This window comes from Serratia sp. Nf2 (genome assembly GCF_003028435.1).
Classification (GTDB): domain Bacteria; phylum Pseudomonadota; class Gammaproteobacteria; order Enterobacterales; family Enterobacteriaceae; genus Serratia; species Serratia marcescens_L.
Genome location: NZ_PYTW01000002.1, coordinates 195,078 through 219,957, shown reverse-complemented (window position 1 = coordinate 219,957; position 24,880 = coordinate 195,078). Strand labels below are relative to the sequence as shown.

At 57.9% G+C, this 24,880-nt stretch carries 18 protein-coding genes and 1 tRNA gene; 12 read left to right on the top strand and 7 right to left on the bottom strand.

Going from position 1 to position 24,880, the window contains the following annotated elements:
* The gene (locus C9411_RS06055; protein ID WP_107226663.1) at positions 1 to 1,722 is read left to right on the top strand and encodes an ATP-binding protein; all 1,722 of its coding nucleotides are present in this window, start codon (positions 1 to 3) and stop codon (positions 1,720 to 1,722) included.
* A gap of 13 nt (positions 1,723 to 1,735) precedes the next feature.
* Here C9411_RS06055 and C9411_RS06050 read toward each other — a convergent pair whose 3' ends face one another.
* The 5 genes from C9411_RS06050 to lptF form a co-directional block, all read right to left on the bottom strand.
* Positions 1,736 to 3,013, bottom strand: a complete 1,278-nt coding sequence (locus C9411_RS06050; RefSeq protein ID WP_107226662.1) for an integrase arm-type DNA-binding domain-containing protein — start codon at positions 3,011 to 3,013, stop codon at positions 1,736 to 1,738.
* Between the two features lie 164 nt (positions 3,014 to 3,177).
* Positions 3,178 to 3,262, bottom strand: a tRNA-Leu gene (locus C9411_RS06045).
* Positions 3,263 to 4,320: 1,058 nt separating this feature from the next.
* On the bottom strand, positions 4,321 to 5,037 hold the full coding sequence (locus tag C9411_RS06040; RefSeq protein WP_107226661.1) for a LuxR family transcriptional regulator: 717 nt from the start codon (positions 5,035 to 5,037) through the stop codon (positions 4,321 to 4,323).
* Between the two features lie 153 nt (positions 5,038 to 5,190).
* The gene (lptG, locus tag C9411_RS06035) at positions 5,191 to 6,261 is read right to left on the bottom strand and encodes an LPS export ABC transporter permease LptG (protein WP_107226660.1); all 1,071 of its coding nucleotides are present in this window, start codon (positions 6,259 to 6,261) and stop codon (positions 5,191 to 5,193) included.
* The gene (lptF, locus tag C9411_RS06030) at positions 6,261 to 7,355 is read right to left on the bottom strand and encodes an LPS export ABC transporter permease LptF (RefSeq protein WP_063991568.1); all 1,095 of its coding nucleotides are present in this window, start codon (positions 7,353 to 7,355) and stop codon (positions 6,261 to 6,263) included. The genes lptG and lptF overlap by 1 nt, the downstream gene beginning before the upstream one ends.
* Positions 7,356 to 7,637: 282 nt before the next feature.
* On the opposite strand from lptF, the gene pepA reads away from it, so the two are divergent.
* From pepA to C9411_RS06005, 5 genes are all read left to right on the top strand, one after another.
* On the top strand, positions 7,638 to 9,149 hold the full coding sequence (gene pepA / locus C9411_RS06025; RefSeq protein ID WP_033636874.1) for a leucyl aminopeptidase: 1,512 nt from the start codon (positions 7,638 to 7,640) through the stop codon (positions 9,147 to 9,149).
* Positions 9,150 to 9,233: 84 nt separating this feature from the next.
* A complete protein-coding gene (locus C9411_RS06020) occupies positions 9,234 to 9,683 on the top strand; it encodes a DNA polymerase III subunit chi (protein ID WP_019453292.1) in 450 nt (149 codons plus the stop codon).
* 12 nt (positions 9,684 to 9,695) lie between these two features.
* Positions 9,696 to 12,572: a valine--tRNA ligase gene (locus C9411_RS06015; protein WP_107226659.1), complete on the top strand. Its 2,877-nt coding sequence runs from the start codon at positions 9,696 to 9,698 to the stop codon at positions 12,570 to 12,572.
* 201 nt (positions 12,573 to 12,773) lie between these two features.
* Positions 12,774 to 13,277 (top strand): GNAT family N-acetyltransferase, encoded by a 504-nt coding sequence (locus tag C9411_RS06010; RefSeq protein ID WP_004933360.1) that lies wholly within the window; start codon positions 12,774 to 12,776, stop codon positions 13,275 to 13,277.
* A gap of 225 nt (positions 13,278 to 13,502) precedes the next feature.
* A complete protein-coding gene (locus C9411_RS06005; RefSeq protein ID WP_107226658.1) occupies positions 13,503 to 15,110 on the top strand; it encodes a GMC family oxidoreductase in 1,608 nt (535 codons plus the stop codon).
* A gap of 15 nt (positions 15,111 to 15,125) precedes the next feature.
* Here the strand turns inward: C9411_RS06005 and miaE are convergent, their stop codons facing one another.
* Positions 15,126 to 15,890, bottom strand: coding sequence for a tRNA isopentenyl-2-thiomethyl-A-37 hydroxylase MiaE (gene miaE / locus C9411_RS06000; protein ID WP_063991571.1), 765 nt, complete (start codon positions 15,888 to 15,890; stop codon positions 15,126 to 15,128).
* Positions 15,891 to 15,942: 52 nt separating this feature from the next.
* On the bottom strand, positions 15,943 to 16,368 hold the full coding sequence (gene rraB / locus C9411_RS05995; RefSeq protein WP_063991572.1) for a ribonuclease E inhibitor RraB: 426 nt from the start codon (positions 16,366 to 16,368) through the stop codon (positions 15,943 to 15,945).
* 162 nt (positions 16,369 to 16,530) lie between these two features.
* On the opposite strand from rraB, the gene argF reads away from it, so the two are divergent.
* From argF to C9411_RS05965, 6 genes are all read left to right on the top strand, one after another.
* Positions 16,531 to 17,550 carry an ornithine carbamoyltransferase gene (gene argF, locus C9411_RS05990; protein WP_049294756.1) on the top strand — a complete coding sequence of 340 codons (1,020 nt, stop codon included), beginning with the start codon at positions 16,531 to 16,533 and terminating at the stop codon, positions 17,548 to 17,550.
* Between the two features lie 195 nt (positions 17,551 to 17,745).
* Positions 17,746 to 19,314 carry an ABC transporter substrate-binding protein gene (locus C9411_RS05985; protein WP_107226657.1) on the top strand — a complete coding sequence of 523 codons (1,569 nt, stop codon included), beginning with the start codon at positions 17,746 to 17,748 and terminating at the stop codon, positions 19,312 to 19,314.
* A gap of 424 nt (positions 19,315 to 19,738) precedes the next feature.
* Complete coding sequence (gene pyrB / locus C9411_RS05980) at positions 19,739 to 20,674, top strand: aspartate carbamoyltransferase (RefSeq protein ID WP_049271187.1); 936 nt, start codon at positions 19,739 to 19,741, stop codon at positions 20,672 to 20,674.
* 12 nt (positions 20,675 to 20,686) lie between these two features.
* Positions 20,687 to 21,151, top strand: coding sequence for an aspartate carbamoyltransferase regulatory subunit (gene pyrI / locus C9411_RS05975; RefSeq protein ID WP_038879023.1), 465 nt, complete (start codon positions 20,687 to 20,689; stop codon positions 21,149 to 21,151).
* A gap of 157 nt (positions 21,152 to 21,308) precedes the next feature.
* Positions 21,309 to 21,695, top strand: coding sequence for a 2-iminobutanoate/2-iminopropanoate deaminase (gene ridA / locus C9411_RS05970; protein WP_107226656.1), 387 nt, complete (start codon positions 21,309 to 21,311; stop codon positions 21,693 to 21,695).
* Positions 21,696 to 21,899: 204 nt separating this feature from the next.
* Positions 21,900 to 24,878, top strand: coding sequence for a non-ribosomal peptide synthetase (locus tag C9411_RS05965; protein WP_199200118.1), 2,979 nt, complete (start codon positions 21,900 to 21,902; stop codon positions 24,876 to 24,878).
* The last annotated feature ends 2 nt before the right edge of the window (positions 24,879 to 24,880 follow it).

Genomic DNA, 24,880 nt, shown 5'->3' with positions numbered 1-24,880 from the left:
ATGTTCAATTCAATTTTACAAAATGGTATTTTAAGAAACTCTTTAAAAGTGGGAGTTATTTCTTCAATTTTTGCACAAATGGTAAGAGTTAACCTAGTCTATGCTGGAGAAGTAAGTGGCACCTACATTGAAGGGAGCCGTTATGGCAAAGGTGAAGTTGGTGAGATCTTATTAATCGAAGGACAACAATCTATAGTTTTAGGTCGGTTGATTGAAGTCAGATTACCAGAACGTGAACGCGGAGAAGTCTCAGGAGAATCACAAGGAAATAAAAAAGTTGATGCTATAGGTACAATACAGCTACTTGGTACGATTGATGCCTCAAGCTTCCGTGTTGATTCTGGAATTAAAACTTATCCTCGGTTAGGAGACAGAGTATATTCAGCGCCATTAGACTTCATTTCATTAATACCTGAATTAATTAACCGAAGTATAGATGATAGTAGTGAAAACAGAGTAGGAATCGTTTTAGGTAATATATCTGGAGGTTCAACAAGTATTGTTACCGTTGAGCCAGACAAACTTTTTGGTCGACACTGTGCAATACTAGGAGCTACAGGCGGAGGGAAAAGTTGGACAACCGCGAAAATTTTAGAGGAATGCGCAACCTATAATAATTCAAAGACTATTATTCTTGATGCTACAAGTGAATACAGATCATTTAACTCAGAGTTTTGCTCCCATTATCATTTAGGTTTGCCGATTAATAAAGCTAAAGACTCGCTAGAGTTTAGAATCCCTCCGACTGATTTTATGGAGTCAGATTTTATTGCCATGTTTGACCCTTCTGGAAAAGTTCAAGGGCCGAAACTGAAAGAAGCAATTAAGAGCCTTAGATTAGTATCTATTGACTCAACTATAGCTACCAATGGGATTTTAAGAAAAATCAAGCAACCTAAAACTGATTACCGTCGCTCAATGAATACTGGTGACAACTCAAAATTAGTTGACAACCCATCCCAACCATTTGATGTCACTAAATTAATACCTCAGATAGTGCAAGAGTGTTGTTTTGATAATGGAGATGAGTCGTGGGGCGCCGCAGCAACTCAAGACCTAAGCTATTGCTCCTCTTTATTAACACGAATACAAGCAGTGACATATGCCAGTTCATTAAAAGCTGTATTTCATGGTGATAAGAGCGTAGCAACACTTGGCGATATACTGCAAAATTTTTTGAGCTCAAATAAAAGAGTTCTTCGTTTGTGCTTGAGTGATGTTAGCTATGAATTTTTCGCAAGGGAAATATTAGCAAATGTTATTGGAAGAAAGCTTCTAACCCTAGCAAGGCTTGAGGAATTTAGGCAAAAGCCACTACTAGTGATAGTCGATGAGGCCCATAATTTCCTAGGAAAAAGGGTAGGTTCAGAAGATCATTCTGTTAAACTTGATGCCTTTGAAATGATTGCAAAGGAAGGAAGAAAGTACGGACTCAATATTTGTTTAACCACTCAAAGACCAAGAGATATAACTGAAGGTGTTTTAAGCCAGATTGGCACTTTATTAGTACACAGATTAACGAATGATAGAGATCGAGATGTTGTAGAGAGAGCATGTGGGGAAATAGATAAATCTGCTGCTTCATTTTTACCAAGCTTAAAGCAAGGGGAAGTTGCACTTGTAGGAGTTGATTTCCCCATTCCAATGACAATTCAAATAGCACAACCTATTTACCCCCCAGAGTCTGATTCTCCAGGTTATCGTAACGTTTGGGAAAAATAGTTTAACAGGGTCTTTAGACCCTGTTTATTTTTGAAGTAGCCAGTTTAGCAAACTCGAATGGCGTAATATGTTTCTCGAAGTTAGATATTAAATAATCAGCCCACCACTGTACCATCAGCCTACGCTCATCCAAATGCTCAGAAGTATGAATATATGCCGCACGCACATTGTTACGCTCGGAATGACTTAGCTGACGTTCTATCGCATCATCGCTCCACAACCCGGACTCACCTAAAGCACCGCGTGCCATCGTCCTAAAACCATGACCGCACACCTCTATTTTAGTGTCGTATCCCATTGCACGCAGTGCATTATTTACCGTGTTTTCGCTCATGACTTTATCGGGATCGTGATCGCCGGGAAACAACCGTTTATTATCGCCGCTCAAAGACTTTAAACGCTCCAGCAAGACCAACGCTTGGCGGCTTAGCGGGACGAGATGCTCTTCTTTCATCTTCATGCCACGGTGTGAGTAGCGTACACCTTTGATTTCTTCACGCTGCGCCGGTATGCGCCAGCAAGCTTGATCAAAATCGAACTCATCCCAGCGGGCGAAACGCAGCTCACTAGAACGCACAAAGGTGAGTAAAGAAAGCTCTACGGCGATGCGTGTCATGAGACGTCCCCGATAAGCGGCAAGCCTTGCGAGAAACTCAGGGAAACGATGAGGCGGCAATGCCGGATAATGCCGAGCTTTGGTTGTTGCCAATGCTCCGGCCATGTCGCTGGCAGGATTAGAATCAATGTAATCGTTCTGAACTGCATAACGCATAATGGCCGTAACACGTTGCTGTAAGCGCTGCGCTACGTCGTGCTTACCACTGGCGTCAACGGCCTTAATCGGTGCCAAGAGATGGCTGGTTTTAAGACCACGAATATCAGCTGCACCAATGCGCGGGAAAATATACAGTTCCAAATAACGAAGCACTCTCGCTCGGTGATCTTCACTCCAACGTTTGTTGTTGGCATGCCATTCTCGGGCAATGGTCTCGAACGTGTATGCGCCCGCAGTTTCAGCCTGAGCTTCCCTTTCTTCTGCTTTTGGATCCAATCCTTGTACCAACAGCTTTTTGGCTTCGTCTCTTTTGCTACGTGCTTCGGCAAGACTGACCATCGGCCAAACACCGAAAGCAAGCCGATCCTCTTTTTTATCGTTAGGGCGGCGGTACTTCATTCGCCAATACTTGGAACCTTTCGTCGTAACCTCGAGATACAAACCGCCGCCATCGGCCATTTTGTAGGTTTTCTCTTTGGGCTTTGCGGTCTCGACCTGGCGGGCGTTTAGCTTCATTTTGGGGGCACATTTTCTATCGAAGTGGAGATGCCCCCAATTATGCCCCCAGTGCCCCCTGGATTTCAACGGACGGCCTCGTACAATGGCGGACGCCAGAAAGGCCACTATTATTGATTTTAAAGAATTTTTTAGACTTCGTCGGACGACTACGGAAGGGGGAATGGTGCCGAAGGCCGGACTCGAACCGGCACGTATCTCTACGGTTGATTTTGAATCAACTGCGTCTACCGATTTCGCCACTTCGGCACTGAAGTAGTATGCGGAAAACGGGTGAATTATACCTTCCCGCGACCAGCACGCAACACTTATCCGTTGTTCAATGAGTTAAGTGTCGAAAAAACCGCCGCAACGCGCGTTTGCCCGCCCCGCCTTCCCGCTGCGCGCCCTTCACAACCCTGTGATGATGAGCATGCTACATCCACAGGCTGTTGCAATGAGCATCCAGGATCAGCGTAATACCGTCCGATTCCAGATTCCAGCATCGTTGCACAAAGCAATGATGGCTCATGTGCCGAGCGCCACTCACTCTCAGTAGCCAGAACCGCTCGCCCAACTGGCGAAACAAGTTCAGGAGTCCGCCACGCCGTTGGCCACACCGGCCTCCCCCATCACCACTGTCTCACCCAGCGTCTATCAAAAACAAAATAATCCCCAGCCGCAATGGCAATGCTGCAAATAATTGCATACTCATGTGTCAGCGAATAAAGAATGAGGTTACGTAACATTCCGTGAACACTATTTTTTCATTGGTTAATATCAGACAGGAAATAAAAGCGTGGAATAACGCCATTAAGAAAGAGACGGTATTTTCGGCTGGATAGGCTTCTAACTAAAATCACCAGAAAATAGCGTACATACGTAACAAAATAGCCACTCAAGGCCTAAAAACCAGCTGAGATCGCTTGCCTCTGCGGAGTTAATAGCTTTAAGATGGTGCAAGAAAATTTTCCCTGGTGTTGGCCAATATTGGCAACCTGGCCCTACGCGGTCAGGTTTTTTTTTGTATTTTTATCAAAATATTACCGGGAAGTGTATCGCCTCAAGGAATGAAAAACTAGTTAGACTAAAGTGCAGTCCCTTACTAGACCTTTATCAGTTCATGCATGTTATTATTTCATATTGCAGAGATCAGGGCAGGCACTCTATATTACGTCCTCAACGTGAACCGACACGCGGCCAAATCAATACCAATTAACGCTCGTCATTTCCCGAATCGAAAGACGCTGTTTGCTAGCCGATATTTTCTACCTTCTCAGACGTCCCCCGGCCGATGAGTTCTGCGCAGCCGTGGGCTAGCGTACCTGTCATTCCACCGGCTTAATCAGCCGAAGCTCCATCCCCAGGCGCACGGCATGTCGGGCATTCGTTACCCCCAGCTTTTTGACGACGTTGGACATATGAAACTTGATGGTGCCGGTCTTTATGCCCAGGATCATCGCCGTTTCCTGGTAGGTTTTACCCACGCTGGCCCAATAGAGAATTTCGTTTTCCCTGTCGGTAAAGCGGGCGTTGCTCTCCAGGGCTGCGGCGTTTTTTTCTGACAGTCGTGACAGCGCCAGATAGGACTCGTGTATCGAGGCCAGCAATACCGAGATTTCACCTTTACGTTCGATAAGCGCCGGGATGGCTTCCGCTCTCTGCTCAAGGTTGAAGGCAAAGGAAAGCGTGACGAGGTTATCGTTATAATCGTGCAGCACGAAGGTATAACCGTGCGTCACACCAAACTCGCGCGCCTGCTCGAACAGTTCGGGAAAGTGCAGCCCCGCGTCGGCCATGATTTGCTCGTCCCAGGCGAAGGGGGTCAGGCGATTGCGGGCGGTAAGCACCACCGGATCAATGTACTGTAACCCCTGTTCTTGATACTTTTTTACCCAGTCACTCGGGTAGTTGGTGACGCCAAAGATGCAGGCAATGTCCTTTTTGGATAACACCACATACGCCCACAGGAGATCGCCCAACTCTCCCAACGCCGCTTCCAGGCGCTTGCCGATGATATTGCTGAGATTATATTCATCTTCCATTGACTGCCCGCTCCCTCTATCCGCATGCCGCTGGGTTGACTATAGCACGACGAAAAGCGACAGGTCGGGGGACGGGTTTATCGGGAGGCATGCCGCACCAACAAAAAAGGCGCGGCCCCACGGCCACGCCTTTCTTCACTACCGATTGCCCTGCTATTTGCGTTTGAGCAGCATATACACGCTGATCAGCAGGAACAGCATGCTCGGCAGCAGCGCACCCAGCACCGGCGGCATGCTGTATACCATGCTCAGCGGGCCGAAGATCTGATCCAGCACGTAGAACAGGAAGCCGAAGCTGATGCCGGTCACCACGCGGATGCCCATCGGCACGCTACGCAGCGGGCCGAAGATGAACGACAGCGCCATCAGCATCATCACCGCCACCGACAACGGCGAGAAGATTTTGCTCCACATGTTGAGCTGGTAACGGTTGGATTCCTGGCCGCTCTGCTTCAGGTACTTCACGTAGTTGTGCAGCCCGCTGATGGAGAGCGAATCCGGATCCAGCGCCACCACGCCCAGCTTGTCCGGGGTCAGGTTGGTTTTCCATTCGCCGGTCAGCGTCTGGGTGCCGGTCACCTGTTTCGGGTTGGTCAGATCCGAGGTGTCCACCTGCGAAAGCTGCCACAGGCCGTTCTCGAAGCTGGCGGTAGCGGCATAGCGCACCGTCTCGAGGCGACGCTGGTCGTTGAAGTGGTAGATGTTCACGCCGGAGAGTTCTTTGTCGCCGGAGACGCGCTCGATGTAGATGAAGTCGTTGCCGTCCTTCGCCCACAGCCCGCTCTTGGTGGAGAGCAGCGAGCCGCCGTACATCTGCTGGGCGCGGTAGTTGCGCGCCATCTGCTCGCCCTGCGGCGCCACCCACTCGCCGATCGCCATGGTCAACAGCACCAGCGGAATGGCGGTTTTCATCACCGAGCCAGCGATCTGCATGCGGGTGAAGCCGGAAGCCTGCATCACCACCAGTTCGCTGCGCGTCGCCAGTTGGCCCAGGCCGAGCAGCGCGCCGAGCAGCGCCGCCATCGGGAAGAAGATCTCGATGTCTTTCGGCACGCTCAGCAGGGTGTACATGCCGGCGCTCAGCGCGGTGTATTCGCCCTGGCCGACCTTGCGCAGCTGATCGACGAACTTGATGATGCCGGACAGCGACACCAGCATGAAAAGCGTCATGATGATGGTGTTGAAAATCGTTTTACCGATATACCGGTCTAATACGCCAAACATCAGGCCGCTCCTCTCAGGCGTGCGCGCAGTTTGCGCATCGGCACGGTATCCCACAGGTTCAGCGCCAGCGCGATCGCGAAGTAAACGCCGTTAACCAGCCACAGCCACAGCATCGGATCCAGCTTGCCTTTGCCGGCGTTGGAGCGCAGCGAGGTCTGCAGCAGGAAGAAGATCAGATACAGCAGGATGGCCGGCAGCATGCTCAGCACGCGGCCCTGGCGCGGGTTCACCACGCTGAGCGGCACCACCAGCAGCGCCATCAGCGCCACCGACACCACCAGCGTCAGGCGCCAGTGGAACTCCGCGCGCGCGTCCGGATCGTCGGATTCCCACAGCGTCTGCATCGACATCTGTTCGGATTCGGTGTTGTCCGCCGCCACGGTGCGGTGGCCAATCACCGCCTTGTAGTCGGTGAAGTCGGTAATGCGGAAGTCGCGCAGCAGCGCGGTGCCTTCAAAGCGGGTGCCCTTGTCGAGCGTCACCACCTGCGAGCCGTCTTTCTGCTGCACGATGTTGCCGTGCTCGGCCACCACCACCGACGGGCGTTGGTTGCCGTTCGGCCGCAGCTGCGCCAGGAACACGTCGTTGAAGGTGCTGCCTTTCACGTTGCCGATAAACAGCACCGCGTTGCCGTCCTGCGAGGGTTTGAACTGCCCTTCCGCCAGCCCGGCGATGCTCGGGTTAGCCTTGGCTTCGTTCACCACCACGTCCTGATAGCGCGAGGCCATCGGCCCGGCCCAAAACACGTTCACCGCCGCCACTGCGGAGGTGAGCAGCGCCAGAACCATGGCGGCGATAATCAGGGTGCGTTTGCCCAACCCGCAGGCGTGCATAACGGTGATTTCGCTTTCGGTATACAACCGCCCAAGCGTCATCAGCAAGCCGAGAAACAGGCTCAAAGGCAGGATGAGCTGCGCCATTTTCGGCACGCCCAACGCAAGCAGGGAGAGTACTAAGTTTGTCGGGATATTGCCGTCCACCGCGTCGCCCAACACCCTGACCAGGTTCTGACAAAAGAAGATCAGAAGCAGGATGAACAGGATGGCGATTTGGCTCTTGAGCGTTTCCCGTACCAGATATCTTATGATGATCACGCTTATTACGCCTGTGAAAACTTGTCTTTTTGCAGGAAAATCGATAATTTCATCGTTAATCCGCCATTTATTCTCATCATATGGCAACCTTCACAGCTAAAATAGTATTACAACATCAAGCCGTTTGGGTGTCCTATAGGAACTTGCTTATAGTCGCCAAAACAGAGCAATTTATGCCGTTCAGGTTAACATAATCCGTTAACTCAAATGGCAGGAGATCGTTACGGAGTCGGTTATTCTAGCCGTAGCGTCCGCCTTTGTCTTTAAGATTCAGGAGAGTGCATGGAGTTCAGTGTAAAAAGCGGTAGCCCGGAAAAACAGCGCAGTGCCTGTATTGTAGTCGGCGTTTTCGAACCGCGCCGCCTGTCCCCTATCGCAGAACAACTCGACAAAATCAGTGATGGTTATATCAGCGCATTGCTGCGCCGTGGCGAACTGGAAGGCAAGGTCGGGCAGACGCTGCTACTGCACCATGTGCCCAACATTCTCTCCGAGCGCATCCTGCTGATCGGCTGCGGCAAAGAGCGCGAGCTCGATGAGCGCCAATACAAGCAGGTGATCCAGAAAACCATCAATACCCTCAACGACACCGGCTCGATGGAAGCGGTCTGCTTCCTGACCGAGCTGCACGTGAAAGGCCGCAATACCTACTGGAAAGTGCGTCAGGCGGTGGAAACCGCCAAAGAGACGCTCTACACCTTCGATCAGCTGAAAAGCAACAAGGTGGAGCCGCGTCGTCCGCTGCGCAAAATGGTGTTCAACGTGCCGACCCGCCGTGAGCTCACCAGCGGCGAGCGCGCCATCCAGCACGGCCTGGCGGTGGCTTCCGGCATCAAGGCGGCCAAAGATCTCGGCAACATGCCGCCGAACATCTGTAACGCCGGCTACCTGGCCTCGCAGGCCCGTCAGCTGGCGGACGCCTTCAGCACCCACATCACCACCCGCGTCATCGGCGAACAGCAGATGAAAGAGCTGGGCATGAACGCCTATCTGGCGGTCGGCGCCGGTTCGCAGAACGAATCATTGATGTCGGTGATGGAATATAAGGGCAACCCAAATCCGGACGCTAAGCCGATCGTGCTGGTAGGCAAAGGGCTGACCTTCGACTCCGGCGGCATCTCGATCAAACCGGCCGACGGCATGGACGAGATGAAATACGACATGTGCGGCGCGGCGACCGTGTACGGCGTGATGCGCGTGGTGGCGGAGCTGAACCTGCCGCTGAACGTGATCGGCGTGCTGGCCGGCTGTGAAAACATGCCGGGCGGCCGGGCGTACCGTCCGGGCGACGTGCTGACCACCATGTCCGGCCAGACCGTCGAGGTGCTCAACACCGACGCCGAAGGCCGCCTGGTGCTGTGCGACACCCTGACCTACGTCGAGCGCTTCGAGCCGGAGCTGGTGATCGACATCGCCACCCTGACCGGCGCCTGCGTGATCGCCTTGGGCCACCACATCACCGGCCTGATGTCGAACCACAACCCGCTGGCGCACGAGCTGCTGGGCGCTTCCGAGCAGGCCGGCGACCGCGCCTGGCGCCTGCCGATGGCCGACGAGTATTACGAGCAGCTGGACTCCAACTTCGCCGACATGGCGAACATCGGTGGCCGCCCTGGCGGCGCCATCACCGCCGCCTGCTTCCTGTCGCGCTTCACCCGCAAGTACACCTGGGCGCACCTGGATATCGCCGGCACCGCCTGGCGCTCCGGTAAAGCCAAGGGCGCGACCGGCCGCCCAGTGGCGCTGCTCTCTCAGTTCTTGCTCAACCGTGCAGGCCTGAACGGCGACGATTAAATCTGAGCGGTAATTCAGGTATAATCCCAAGGGGCACAGCATGCTGTGCCCCTACATTTTTTTATCGGCAGCGGTGGATCCTTAATGAAACAGGCGACGTTTTATTTGCTCGACAACGCGGAACCGTCTGGCGCGCTCAGCGCCCATGAGGCCGTGGCCTGCGCCGTTGCCGCCGAACGCTGGCGTGCCGGCAAGCGGGTGCTGATCGCCTGCGAGAGCCAGGAGCAGGCCCAGCGGCTGGACGAAGCGCTGTGGCAGCGCGAGCCGCATGAATTCGTGCCGCACAACCTGGCCGGCGAAGGGCCGCACTATGGCGCGCCGGTGGAACTGTGCTGGCCCGGCAAGCGCGGCAACGCCCCGCGCGATCTGCTGATCGCCCTGCTGCCGCAGTTTGCCGATTTTGCTACCGCTTTCCATGAAGTGGTAGACTTCGTTCCTTACGAAGACACTCTGAAACAGTTGGCGCGCGACCGTTACAAGGCCTATCGCAGCGTCGGCTTCCATTTGACCACGGCTACGCCGCCAACTCACTGAATACGATAAAGAATGGAAAAGACAAACAGTCAGCTCGACACCGCATACGACCCAAAACAGATCGAACAGAAGCTGTACGATCACTGGGAGAATCAGGGTTACTTCAAGCCGAACGGCGACACCAGCCAGGAAAGCTTCTGCATCATGATCCCGCCGCCGAACGTCACCGGCAGCCTGCACATGGGCCACGCGTTCCAGCAGACCATCATGGACACCATGATCCGCTATCAGCGCATGCAGGGTAAAAACACCCTGTGGCAGGCGGGCACCGACCACGCCGGCATCGCCACCCAGATGGTGGTGGAGCGCAAGATCGCCGCGGAAGAAGGCAAAACCCGCCACGACTACGGCCGTGACGCGTTCATCGACAAAATCTGGCAGTGGAAGGCGGAATCCGGCGGCACCATCACCCGTCAGATGCGCCGTCTGGGCAACTCCGTGGACTGGGAGCGCGAACGCTTCACCATGGACGAAGGCCTGTCTAACGCGGTGCGCGAAGTGTTTGTCCGTCTGCACAAAGAAGACCTGATCTACCGCGGCAAGCGCCTGGTGAACTGGGATCCGAAGCTGCGCACCGCCATCTCCGATCTGGAAGTGGAAAACCGCGAATCCAAAGGCTCCATGTGGCACCTGCGCTACCCGCTGGCCGACGGCGCGAAAACCGCCGAGGGCAAAGACTACCTGGTGGTCGCCACCACCCGTCCGGAAACCGTGCTGGGCGATACCGGCGTGGCGGTCAACCCGGAAGATCCGCGCTATAAAGACCTGATCGGCAAAGAGATCATTCTGCCGCTGGTCGGCCGTCGCATCCGTATCGTCGGCGACGAACACGCCGATATGGAAAAAGGCACCGGCTGCGTGAAGATCACCCCGGCGCACGATTTCAACGACTACGAAGTCGGCAAACGCCACGGCCTGCCGATGATCAACATTCTGACCTTCGACGGCGACATCCGCCAGGAAGCGGAAGTGTTCAACACCCTGGGCGAAGTCTGCACCGACTACTGCAACGAGATCCCGGCCGAGTTCCGTGGCCTGGAGCGCTTCGCGGCGCGTAAAGCAGTGGTTGCCGCCTTCGAAAATCTGGGCCTGCTAGACGAGGTTAAACCGCACGACCTGACGGTGCCTTACGGCGACCGCGGCGGCGTGGTGATCGAGCCGATGCTGACCGACCAATGGTACGTGCGCACCGCGCCGCTGGCCAAAGTGGCGGTGGAAGCGGTCGAACAGGGCCAAATCGAGTTCGTGCCGAAGCAGTATGAAAACATGTACTTCAGCTGGATGCGCGACATTCAGGACTGGTGCATCTCGCGTCAGCTGTGGTGGGGCCACCGCATCCCGGCCTGGTATGACGTGAACGGCAAAGTCTACGTGGGCCGCAGCGAAGAAGAAGTGCGCAGCGAGAACAACCTGGGCGCCGACGTGGTGCTGACCCAGGACGAAGACGTGCTGGACACCTGGTTCTCATCCGGCCTGTGGACCTTCTCTACCCTGGGATGGCCGGAGCAGACCGACGCGCTGAAAACCTTCCACCCGACCAGCGTGATGGTCAGCGGCTTCGACATCATCTTCTTCTGGATCGCGCGCATGATCATGCTGACCATGCACTTCATCAAGGATGAAAACGGCAAGCCGCAGGTGCCGTTCAAGACCGTCTACATGACCGGCCTGATCCGCGACGACGAAGGCCAGAAGATGTCCAAGTCGAAAGGCAACGTGATCGATCCGCTGGACATGGTCGACGGCATCTCGCTGGAAGACCTGCTGGAAAAACGCACCGGCAACATGATGCAGCCGCAGCTGGCGGAGAAAATCCGCAAGCGCACCGAGAAGCAGTTCCCGAACGGTATCGAGCCGCACGGCACCGACGCCCTGCGCTTCACCCTGGCGGCGCTGGCTTCGACCGGCCGCGACATCAACTGGGACATGAAGCGCCTGGAAGGCTACCGCAACTTCTGTAACAAGCTGTGGAACGCCAGCCGCTTCGTGCTGATGAACACCGAAGCGCACGACTGCGGCTTCAACGGCGGCGAGAAAGTGCTGTCGCTGGCGGATCGCTGGATCCTGGCCGAATTCAACCGCACGGTGAAAGCCTACCGCGAAGCGCTGGACACTTACCGCTTCGATCTGGCGGCCAACATCCTGTACGAATTCACCTGGAACCAGTTCTGCGACTGGTATCTGGAGCTGACCAAGCCGGTGGTGAGCAACGGCAGCGAAGCGGAACAGCGCGGCACCCGCCACACGCTGATCACCGTGCTGGAAGCGCTGCTGCGCCTGGCGCACCCGATCATTCCGTTCATCACCGAGACCATCTGGCAGCGCGTGAAGCCGCTGACCGGCACGACCGCAGACACCATCATGCTGCAGCCGTTCCCGGCCTATGACGCCGCGCTGGAAGACGAGCAGGCGCTGAACGATCTGGAGTGGATCAAGCAAACCATCATCGCCGTGCGCAACATCCGCGCCGAGATGAACATCGCGCCTAGCAAAGCGCTCGACGTGCTGCTGCGCAACTGCAGCGCCGATGCCCAGCGCCGCGTGCAGGAGAACCAAAGCTTTATCGCCCGTCTGGCGCGCCTGGAATCCATCGCGCTGCTGCCGGCCGGTGAGAAAGGCCCGGTCTCCGTCACCAAGCTGGTGGACGGCGCCGAGCTGCTGATCCCGATGGCCGGTTTCATCGACAAGGACGCCGAGATCGCGCGCCTGGCGAAAGAGATGGGCAAACTGGATGCGGAAATCGCCTCGATCGAAGGCAAGCTGGCGAACGAAGGCTTCGTGGCGCGCGCGCCGGAAGCGGTGGTCGCCAAAGAGCGCGATCGTCTGGCGGCCTGCAAAGAAGGCAAAGTGAAGCTGCAGGAACAGCAGGCGACCATCGCCGCGCTGTAATCCACCGGCTCACGCCAACGCCTGAAAAACAGCGGGGTCTTCCCCGCTGTTTTTTTATCGCCGTTGCATCCGGGCCGGGTTAGATGTTATTACAAGATATTACTGCTGCAGGGACGCCGCCGGGAAATAACCCCCGGCGCGTTTCGTGCTGCGATAAAAATGAAAAAACGAACGTGGTCTCTTTCAATGGCGAGTGTAAACATGACAACAGCAACCCCGGCACGCCTGCTGGTGCGCCCCATCACGGCGGAAGACAATCCCGCCATTGCTCACGTCATTCGCGAAGTCTCCGCCGAGCACGGCCTGACGGCGGATAAAGGCTATACCGTCTCCGATCCCAATCTGGACGCCCTGTATCAGCTCTACAGCCTGCCACGCAGCGCTTACTGGGTGATCGAGGTGGACGGCCAGGTCGCCGGTGGCGGTGGCATCGCGCCGCTGCAGGGCGGCGCAGACGATATTTGCGAATTGCAGAAGATGTATTTCCTGCCGGTGTTGCGCGGCAAGGGATTGGCGAAACGCCTGGCGCTGCAGGCGCTGGATTTCGCCCGCCAGCACGGCTTCCGCTGTTGTTACCTCGAGACCACCGCCAGCCTGACGCAGGCCGTTGCGCTGTACGAACACCTGGGCTTCGAACACATCGACCACGCGATGGGCGCCACCGGCCACGTCGATTGCGAAGTCACCATGCTGAAAACGCTGTAATCGCCCCAGCCTGCACATCAGGGCGCAGCTTGCTGCGCCTTTTTATTAATATCGCAATCAATCAGTAAAACTCGCTATAACGCCGTTTTTCAAGCAGATAAACTGACGTTAAAAACCACGACGTAAATTTAATGTGAAGTTCGTTAATAAATTAACGATCGTAAATTGACCGCTTTTCCCCCCGCGTTACTCTGCCAGTATCCCAATCGCGCACGGAGAGCTGTCATGTCGGAAAATACCTTTGATTACATCATCGTCGGCGCCGGTTCCGCCGGCTGCGTGCTGGCGGCGCAGCTGATCCGACGCACCCAGGCGCGGGTGCTGCTGCTGGAAGCCGGCGGCGACGACAATAACCTGTTCATCAAGATGCCGGCCGGCGTGGCCAAGATCATCGCCAAAAAGAGCTGGCCCTACGAGACGGAACCGGAACCGCACGCCAATAACCGCCGCATGCAGATCGCGCAGGGCAAGGTGCTGGGCGGCAGCAGTTCGGTCAACGGCATGATCTACCTGCGCGGCCAACCGCAGGACTACGACGACTGGGCCGACCGCTACGGCTGCACCGGCTGGAGCTACCGCGAGGTGCTGCCCTATTTTAAACGCGCCGAGGCCAACGAAAGCCTGTCGGACGACTACCACGGCGCCGACGGGCTGCTGCCGGTCAGCGAAAACCGCTACCGTCACCCGCTCAGCATGGCGTTTATCCGCGCCGGCCAGGAGCTGAACCTGCCCTACCGCAACGACTTCAACGGCGACAGCCAACACGGCGTCGGCTTCTACCAAACTACCACCCACAACGGCGAACGCGCCAGCACCGCCCGCACCTACCTGAAGGCGGTGCGCGACGAACGGCGGCTGGTGGTGAAACTGAACGCGCTGGCGCACCGGCTGACCTTCGAGGGCAACGTCGCCACCGGCGTGGTCTACAGCCAGAACGGCGGCGCAGAAGTCACCGCGCACGCCACCAAAGAGGTGATCGTCAGCGCCGGCGCGGTCGGTTCGCCGAAGCTGCTGATGCTCTCCGGCATCGGCCCGCGCGACCACCTGCAGCAGTTGGGCATCGAGGTGCGGGCGGATCTGCCGGTGGGCAAAAACTTCCACGACCACCTGCACATGTCGATCAACGTCAGCACCCGCGAACCGATCAGCCTGTTCGGCGCCGATCGCGGCCTGCAGGCGCTGAGCCACGGTGCGCAGTGGCTGGCGTTTCGCAGCGGCGTGCTCTCGTCCAACGTGCTGGAAGGCGCCGCCTTCACCGACAGCCAGGGCGACGGCCGGCCGGACGTGCAGATCCACTTCCTGCCACTGCTGGACAGCTGGGACGATGTGCCCGGCGAGCCGCTGCCGAACATTCACGGCTTTACGCTCAAGGTCGGCTACCTGCAGCCGAAGGCGCGCGGCGAAGTGCTGCTGCGCAGCAGCAACCCGCGCGATCCGGTCAAGCTACACGCCAACTACCTCGGCCACCCGGACGATCTGGCCGGCAGCGTGCGCGCGGTGAAGTTCGGCCTGGATTTCCTGCAAACCGCGGCGCTGAAGCCGCTGATCAAAGATCTGCTGATGCCGCAGCCGGAGTGGACGCGCGACGAGGCGCAGCTGGAAGAGTTCGTGCGCAACTTCTGCAAGACGGTGTATCACCCGGTGGGCAGCTGCCGTATGGGGCCGTCGCCGCAGGACGCGGTGACCGATCCGCAGCTGCGGGTGCACGGTTTTGAACGGCTGCGGGTGATCGACTGCTCGGTGATGCCGCAGCTCACCAGCGGCAACACCAATGCGCCGACCATCATGCTGGCGGAAAAGGCGGTGGATCTGTTGCTGGGCGCGCCGCAATAGGGGCGCCCTTCAACGTCAGGCGGCGGCGGGCACGCCGCTGTGAAAGCGCAGCTCGCTGTCCGGCGACAGGATCAGTTCAGCTTCGAGGCGGCCGAAATGCGCCACCCGTTCGCTGATGTCGCCGCCGGCGATCTGCTCGGCCAGCGTCAGGTAGTCCTGATAGTGCCGCGCTTCGGATCGCAGCAGCGAGACGTAAAAGCGGTTCAGCTCATCATCCAGGTGCGGCGCCAGTTTGGCGAAGCGTTCGCAGGATCGTGCTTCGATGTAGGCACCGCAGATCAGTTTGTCGATCAGCGTCGCCGGATCGTGAGTGCGGATCTCGCGGATCATGCCCTTGGCGTAGCGGCTGGCGGTGATCTTGCGATACGGGATCCCGCGCGCCTGCATGATCTCCAGCACCTGCGAGAAGTGATGCAGCTCTTCCTTGATCAACAGCACCATGCGATCCGCCAGATCCTGGCCGTAGGCCGAGCCGTTTTTCGGCAGGATCTTGCGGGTGAACTGGCCCTGGCGGAACAACGTGTCCGGCGCGCTCTGCGCCTCGTGCAGAAACGCCTCGTAGGGCCGCAGCAGCGCCAACAGCGCGTCGCCGCTCTCTTTGTCCGCCACGTAGCGGCGGATCAGCCACATGCCGGTCTGCGCGGCTTTCAGCTCGCACACCAGGTGGTCGGTCAGCAACAGCTGCAGGTTTTCCGGGCGGCGCGCGGCATCGATCCAGGCGTCGGGAGTTTCACAGTGCAGGAAGCTTAAAATCGGGGCTAACAGGGATTGGTATGTCATGGCCTTTATCAGGGGCCGGCGAGAACCGGCCCAAGTGAATAAGCGGGGTTAATCAGTGGCGTTTGCCGTCGTCGTCTTCGTCGATGTAGTCGCCGTCTTCGTCTTCCTCACCGTCTTCACCGTTCGGATCTTCGAAGTAGGTGCCCCAGCCGTCATAGTTGACGCCGCAGCGTTCCGCCAGCGCCACCAGCTGCTCGACCTGAGCGTCGATCAGCTCGGCGTTCAGGCCGACTTCGCTGATCACGTCGCAGCACATCACCATCGAACCGTCTTCCACTTCCAGCTCCTCGGCGTCGGTCACTTCGTAGCCCAGCTTGAAGGCTTCAACGGCGGCCTGCTCCAGAACCTCAAATTTCTCGGCGGACAGATGGTGCTCGATGGTGTAGAGCGCGTCCGGATCGCTGCCGTCTTCCAGCAGTTCTTCGATGATCAGGCGGGTCTCTTCACGTTGTTCTTCCAGCAATTCGCGGTTTGCCATGCCTATATCCTCAAGTCAAATGGCCTTCATTCCTTCTATTTTCACACACCGCCGACATTGCTTCCACGATAAACGTGAAAGATTTCCTCGCTGGGGTTGAAATTGAATATTCATACATATAAAGTGAATTTTAATTCAATTAGACAATCAGGGAATCGGACTATGAGCACCGGCAATGCGTTCTACCAACGTCACTTTCTGAGGTTAATGGATTTCACCCCCGCCGAGCTGCAGGCGCTGTTGCGGCTTTCGGCCGATCTGAAGCAGGCCAAGAAGCAGGGGCAGGAACAGCGCCGGCTGCAGGGCAAAAACATTGCGCTCATCTTCGAAAAAGACTCGACCCGCACGCGATGCTCTTTCGAAGTTGCCGCATTCGATCAGGGCGCGCAGGTCACTTACCTCGGCCCAAGCGGCAGCCAGATCGGCCATAAAGAGTCGATGAAAGACACCGCCCGGGTGCTGGGCCGCCTGTACGACGGTATTCAGTACCGCGGCTACGGCCAGGCGCTGGTGGAAACCCTGGCGGAACACGCCGGCGTGCCGGTATGGAACGGCCTGACCGACGAGTTTCACCCTACCCAATTACTGGCGGATCTGCTCACCGTGCAGGAGCACCTGCCGGGCAAGGCGCTGAGTGAAGTGAAGCTGGCGTACGTCGGCGACGCGCGCAACAACATGGGCAACACGCTGCTGGAAGCCGCCGCGCTGGCGGGTATGGATCTGCGGCTGGTGGCGCCGAAGGCCTGCTGGCCACAGCCGGAGCTGGTGGCCGAGTGCCAGGCGCTGGCGCAACAAACCGGCGCGAAACTCACCCTGACCGAAGACATCGCCGAAGGGGTGCAAGACGCCGACTTCCTCTACACCGACGTCTGGGTGTCGATGGGCGAACCGAAAGAGACCTGGCAGGAGCGTATCGCGCTGCTGCGGCCGTATCAGGTCAACATGGCGATGCTGAAGCTGACCGGCAACCCGAACGTGAAGTTCCTGCACTGCCTGCCGGCGTTCCACGACGACCAAACCACGCTCGGCAAGCAGATGGCGCAGCAGTACGATCTGCACGGTGGCATGGAAGTGACCGACGAGGTGTTCGAATCGGCGCACAGCGTGGTGTTCGATCAGGCGGAAAACCGGCTGCACACCATCAAGGCGGTGCTGGTCGCCACGCTGAGCGAAACCCTCTGACACGCCCCCCCTCCGCCCTGGCGCCCCCGGCCAGGGCGGCTAATATATTCCAGGAATATCAAATAGCGGATTGACCTTTGCTCACCGCCGGCAAAGGCTCTACCGTGACAGGCCGACGGCGCCCGCGCCGTAAAAACCAACGATAACAAACCGTTCTCAGCGCCGCCCTGCGGCGCCTTCAGGGGATACACACCGATGAAAGCCAAACTCTTGCCGCTGTTCCTGCTCGCCGCCCTGCCCGCCGCCGCGTTAGCCGCCACGCCGCCGAATACGCTGGTGGTGGTGCAATCGCTGGATGACATCGTCAGCCTCGATCCGGCGGAAGCCAACGAACTCTCCAGCATCCAGACGGTGCCCAGCCTGTATCAGCGGCTGGTGCAGGCGGATCGCGACGATCCGGCCAAGGTAGCGCCGGTGCTGGCGGAAAGCTGGCAGGGCGATGCGGCGGCCAAAACGCTGACGGTGAAGCTGCGGCCGCAGGCGGCGTTCGCCTCCGGCAACCCGCTGACCGCCGACGACGTGATCTTCTCCTACAGCCGCGCGGTCAAAATGAACAAATCGCCGGCGTTCATCCTCAACGTGCTCGGCTGGCAGCCGGACAACATCGACGCGCAGCTGAAGAAGATCGACGAACATACGGTGCAGCTGCGCTGGACGGCGGACGTCAGCCCGGCGGTAGCGTTGAATATCCTCTCGACGCCGATCGCCTCGATCGTCGACAGCAAAGCGGCGCTGGCCAACGTCAAAGACGGCGACTTCGGCAACGCCTGGCTGAAAATGCACTCCGCCGGCAGCGGCCCGTTCAAGATGCGCGTCTATCAGCCGCATCAGGCGATCGTGCTGGACGCCAACCCCACCACGCCGGGCGACAAGCCGCAGCTGAAAAACATCATCATTAAAAACGTGCCGGATCCGGCCACCCGCCGCCTGCTGATCCAGCAGGGCGACGCCGATATCGCCCGCGAACTGGGCGCCGATCAGACCGACACGCTGAAAAACCAGCCGGGCGTCAAGGTGCTGGAGATCCCGTCCGCCGAGCAAAACTACCTGGTGTTCAACACCGGCAACGGCACCAATCCGCTGCTGAACAACCCGGCGTTCTGGGAAGCGGCGCGCTACCTGGTGGATTATCAAGGCATCACGAAGGATCTGCTGAAGGGCCAATACTTCGTGCACCAGAGCTTCCTGCCGGTCGGGCTGCCGGGCGCGCTGGAGACCAATCCGTTCCGCTACGATCCGGCCAAGGCGAAAGCCATCTTGGCCAAGGCGGGCATCACCCACGCCGCCTTTACGCTGGACGTGGAGAACAAGCCGCCGTTCATCACCATCGCGCAGGCGCTGCAGGGCAGCTTCGCCGCCGCCGGCGTGAAGGTCGAGCTGCTGCCCGCCGCGGGCAGCCAGGTTTACTCCCGCGTGCGCGCCAGGCAGCATCAGGCGGCGATCCGCCTGTGGATCCCGGATTACTTCGACGCCCACTCCAACGCCAGCGCCTTCGCCTACAACGACGGCAAAAGCAGCACGGTGGCCGGGCTGAACGGCTGGCAGATCCCGCAGTTGAACCAGCAGACGCTGGCGGCGCTGGCCGAAGCCGATCCGGCCAAGCGCCGCGCGCTGTACACCGCCATGCAGCAGGAACTGCAGCGCAGTTCGCCGTACGTGTTTATCGATCAGGCCAAAACCGAAGTGGTGCTGCGCGACAACGTCAAAGGCTACCAACAGGGGCTGAACGCCGACATGGTCTACTACGATCGCGTCAGCAAATAGCCGGCGGGCGGCCATCGCCGGCCAATCGATTGCGGGGCGGCAAAAAACGGCGTTTTAACGCTTGCAGTGGCGAAAAGCGCGAGTATAATGCGCCACAATTTGCCAGGAGAAAGCATGAAAAACGACGTTTGTTTTGTTAGTCGCAATCGACAAAACCGACTGCCTATCGGCGGCCAGCTGCCGTTGTTTCTCCTGTTGCTAAACCGATCGTTTCAAGCCCCTCATTGAGGGGCTTTTTTTTGCCTTAAAAAATTATGCCCGAAAGATTTCGGGGCGCAGCCAGGCGGCAACCGCTGGAGTCCCCAGGAGCTTAGACCACTAAGTGACTGGGGTGACGGCGGGCAGCCAACGCCGCTGCGGCTTGAAAGATAAAGGGCATACCCAAAGTCCCGCGCCACGGGCACGCGTCGAGGAGGAGTGAAAAATGGCCAACCCGCTGTATCACAAACACATCATCTCTATTAACGATCTCAGCCGCGAGGATCTGGAGCTGGTGCTGCGCACCGCCGCCGGTCTGAAAGCCAACCCGCAGCCGGAACTGTTGAAACACAAGGTGATCGCCAGCTGCTTCTTTGAAGCCTCGACCCGTACCCGCCTGTCGTTCGAAACCTCGATGCACCGCCTCGGCGCCTCGGTGGTGGGCTTCGCCGACGGCAGCAACACCTCGCTCGGCAAGAAAGGCGAAACCCTGGCCGACACCATCTCGGTGATCAGCACCTACGTGGACGCCATCGTGATGCGTCATCCGCAGGAAGGCGCGGCGCGCATGGCCTCGGAGTTCTCCGGCAACGTGCCGGTGCTTAACGCCGGCGACGGCGCCAACCAGCACCCGACCCAGACCCTGCTGGATCTGTTCACCATCCAGGAAACCCAGGGGCGCCTGAGCAATCTCAGCATCGCCATGGTCGGCGACCTGAAGTACGGCCGCACCGTGCACTCGCTCACCCAGGCGCTGGCCAAGTTCGAAGGCAACCGCTTCTACTTCATCGCCCCGGACGCGCTGGCGATGCCGGCCTACATCCTGAAAATGCTGGAAGAGAAAGGCATCGAGTACAGCCTGCACAGCAGCATTGAAGAAGTGGTGCCGGAGCTGGATATTCTCTACATGACCCGGGTACAGAAAGAGCGCCTCGATCCTTCCGAGTACGCCAACGTGAAGGCGCAGTTCGTGCTGCGCGCTGCGGATCTGGCCGGCGCGCGCGCCAACCTCAAGGTGCTGCACCCGCTGCCGCGTATCGACGAGATCGCCACCGACGTGGATAAAACGCCGTACGCTTACTACTTCCAGCAGGCGGGCAACGGCATCTTCGCCCGCCAGGCGCTGCTGGCGCTGGTACTCAACGCCGATTTGGCTCTTTAAGGGGGAACCGCCATGACTCACGACAACAAACTGCAGGTCGAAGCGATCAAATGCGGCACGGTGATCGACCACATTCCGGCGCAGATCGGTTTTAAACTGCTGACGCTGTTCAAGCTGACCGCCACCGACCAACGCATCACCATCGGCCTGAACCTGCCCTCCAACGAGCTGGGCCGCAAGGATCTGATCAAGATCGAGAACACGTTTCTGACCGAGCAGCAGGCCAACCAGCTGGCGATGTACGCGCCGAAGGCCACGGTAAACCGCATCGACAACTATGAAGTGGTGCGCAAACTGACCCTCAGCCTGCCTGACCACATCGACGGCGTGCTGACCTGCCCGAACAGCAACTGCATCAGCCGCAGCGAGCCGGTGGCGTCGAGCTTCAGCGTGAAGCCGCGCGACGGCGAAGTGCACCTGAAGTGCCGCTACTGCGAAAAAGAGTTCGAGCATCAGGTGGTGTTGCAGGCCGACTGAATTCTGCCCTTTTAACGGGAGCGGCGCTGTTAATCTGCGCGTCACTCCCTATAATGGGTGCCTGAAAATAACTCTACCCACGTTGCTACCCACCGAATTTCAAGCTGCGGCCGACCGCGCGGCGGCGTGAAAGACAACGGGTCTATCAGGAGAAAACATGTCACGTAACATCAGCACTGAACTCGCCCCGGCAGCCATTGGTCCTTACGTGCAGGGCGTTGATTTGGGCAGCATGATCATCACTTCCGGCCAGATCCCGGTCGATCCGAAAACCGGCGCCGTTGCCGACGACGTCGCCGCTCAGGCGCGCCAGTCGCTGGAGAACGTCAAAGCGATCGTCGAAGCTGCCGGCCTGGTCGTTGCCGACATCGTGAAAACCACCGTGTTCGTGAAAGACCTGAACGACTTCGCCACCGTCAACGCCGCGTACGAAGCCTTCTTCACCGAGCACAGCGCGCCGTTCCCGGCCCGCTCCTGCGTAGAAGTGGCGCGTCTGCCGAAAGACGTGAAGATCGAAATCGAAGCCATCGCCGTGCGTCGTTAATCGACACGCTCGCGAATGACGGTCAGCTTTGGCTGGCCGTTTTTATTGATAAGAATTTTATTAATCCAATTAATTTATAGCGATAGCGTAATATCGCTCACATTTACAATTCCACAATAAAAATACGCCTATAATTGTTTTTCACCCGGCCGGGTCATTGCTGTTTCATTTCATTCACCCCGTGAATAATGACAGGAGATAACCATGGCACCTAGCGTATTGGATTATTTTATCCAACAAGTTTCCCGTTATCCGGAAAAACTTGCCGTCGTCGGCGATAATAAACACCTGACCTACCGTCAATTGGATGAAGCCAGCAACGCACTGTGCGCGCTGTTGCGACGGCGGGGCGTGGCACCCGGCAGCTATGTGCCGCTCGTCACGCTGCGCACGCCGGAAATGCTGATCGGTATGTTGGCGATCGTCAAAGCCGGCGCAGGCTATATTCCCATCGACGCGCGTTACCCGGAAAAAAGAATACAGGATATCGTTACGCAAAGCGGTTCCCCTTTAATACTCGCCAGCAACGCGACGATTGCGTTATCGGAAAATAACTTCAGCGAGGATATTATTTATATTGATAATATATCAATTTCGCCACAGGAAAATATAACGTCAATCTCTCCGCCTCCCGATGCCATCGTTTATCTCATTTTCACTTCAGGCACCACCGGCAAACCGAAAGGTGTGCTGATCGAACATCAGTCGCTGCTGAATTTAATTCTCTGGCATAACAAGCAATTCGCTATGGATGCCGAAAGTCGTTCTACGCTGATCGCCGGCTTGAGTTTCGACGTCGCGCAATGGGAGGTCTGGTCGCCTCTGACCAGCGGCGGCACATTGTATCTGCCGCCGGAAGACGCTCGCCTGCAGCCGGAAGTGCTGCTGGCCTATTTTGCCGAACAGGGTATCACCCACGCCAGCCTGCCCGCCGTGCTGGTCGCCGACGTGGTCGGCGCGCCGCAGCCGACCAATCTGGCGCTGCGGTATCTGTTCAGCTCGGGGGAGAAACTCCATCCGATCGATCTGCGCGGCATCGATTATCCCTTGATCGATTACTACGGCCCGACAGAAGCCACCATATTCGTCACCTGCAACCGGGTGGCTTGCGCCACGCAAAATCCGCCCGCCAGCATTGGGCGGCCCATCGGCGATACCGAAATATTCATCCTCGATGACCGACTGCAGCCCGTGATCGGCGATCGCCCCGGCGAGCTGTATATCAGCGGTCGTTGTCTGGCGCGCGGCTACCTGAACAATCCGGCGTTGACCGCCGAGCGCTTCATCACCCCGCCTCACTTCGCCGGGTTACGTCTGTACCGCAGCGGCGATCGGGCTCGCTGGCTGGCGGATGGCCGCATTCAATATCTGGGCCGTATCGACGATCAGGTCAAAATCCGCGGCAATCGCATTGAACTGGGCGAAATCGAAAACGCCATGCTGCAGGTGGCGGGCGTTCGTAAAGCGGTGGCCGCCGTGGCGATGGCAGATGATCCGCTGGGCAAGAAAATCGTGGCGTTTCTGATCGCGAAGAGTGACGGCGAAAGCGTGATCGCACGCGTCCGACAGAAACTGAAAGAAACGTTGCCCAGCGCATTTCTGCCCGCCGATTATCGTTTACTGCAACACATGCCGCTGAACAACAACGGCAAGATAGACAAAGCGGCCCTGTTGGCGCATTACCAACCGGTCAGCGCCGGCGTTGCGCAGCCGCTGACCGCCGACCAGCGCGTCGTCGCCGATCTGTGGCGCTCGTTGCTGAAAGTGGAACAGCCTGCAACCGACGATGATTTTTTCTCGCTGGGCGGCCACTCGCTGTTGGCGGCCAAGCTGATGGCGGCGCTGGCCAAGGCGTTCGCCGTCGAGACCTCGGTGCACGACATCTATGAATATCCCACTCTGGGTGCCCTGGCGCAGGCACTGGCACAACGCAGAGACCGGCAACCGACACAGCGGCAAGGCGCAGCGCGTGCCTTGCAAGATGATGTGTATTTGCCGTCGGATCTCGTCATCGATCAGACGTTCGATCCGCGGCAAATCAGCGCGCCGCGCGCCATTTTGCTCACCGGCGCCACCGGTTTCGTCGGCGCGCATCTGTTGGCCGATCTGCTGCGCACCACCGATGCCGAGCTGTACTGTCTGGTGCGCGACGGCGCCAAACTGCCGCCGAGACAGCGGCTTGAGGCAGTGCTGCAGCGCTACCGGATCGCGCTGAACGCCAGCCAGCACGCGCGCATTCATATGGTGCCTGGCAACGTCGCGGAACACGACTTTTCGCTGACGCCTGCGGCCTACAGGACGTTAAGCCGAGATATCGACCTGGTTTACCATTCGGCCAGCGCGGTGAATTTTATCCAGCCTTACGCCTACATGAAGCGCGACAACGTGCAGGGCCTGCGGGAAATCATTCGCTTCGCAGCGCAGAGCCGCACCAAACCGCTGATGCTGCTGTCGACCATCTCCGTTTACAGCTGGGGGCATCTGCACACCGGCAAACGGGTGATGCGGGAAAACGACGATATCGATCAAAACCTGCCGGCGGTCAGCCGCGATATCGGCTACGTGCGCAGCAAATGGGTGATGGAAAAGATCGCCGATTTGGCGGCGGCGCAAGGCCTGCCGCTGATGACTTTCCGCCTGGGCTACGCCACCTGCCACAGCCGTACCGGCGTCAACGCCGATTACCAATGGTGGGGGCGGCTGGTGAAAACCTGCATCAGCAGCGGCACGGTGCCGGATTTACGGGATATGCGCGAAGGGTTGACCACGGTGGATTACATGACCCGGGCCATCGCCCACGTCTCTCGCAATCCGCAAGCGCTGGGGCAGAAATTCAACCTGATCCATCAAGGTGACAATAATCTGACGCTGCGTGAGTTTTTCAGCCTGCTGGAGCGCGAGTTCGGTTATCGTTTTCGCCCCTTGCCCTTCGCACAATGGCGGGCCCAATGGGAAAACGACAGCGACGCGCCGCTGTACCCGCTGCTCAGCCTGTTCAAGGACCACATGGTAGACGAGCTATCGACGGTGGAGCTCTATCAAGACACCTATCGGTGGGACTGCAGCAACCTGCAACGCTTCCTGCAGGGCAGCGGCATCGATGAGCCGCGCTTCACCCGCCAGCTGCTGCTGAATTACCTGCAGCACGCCATCGGGTATGCGCCGCTGTCGCTCCGGGCGTAACA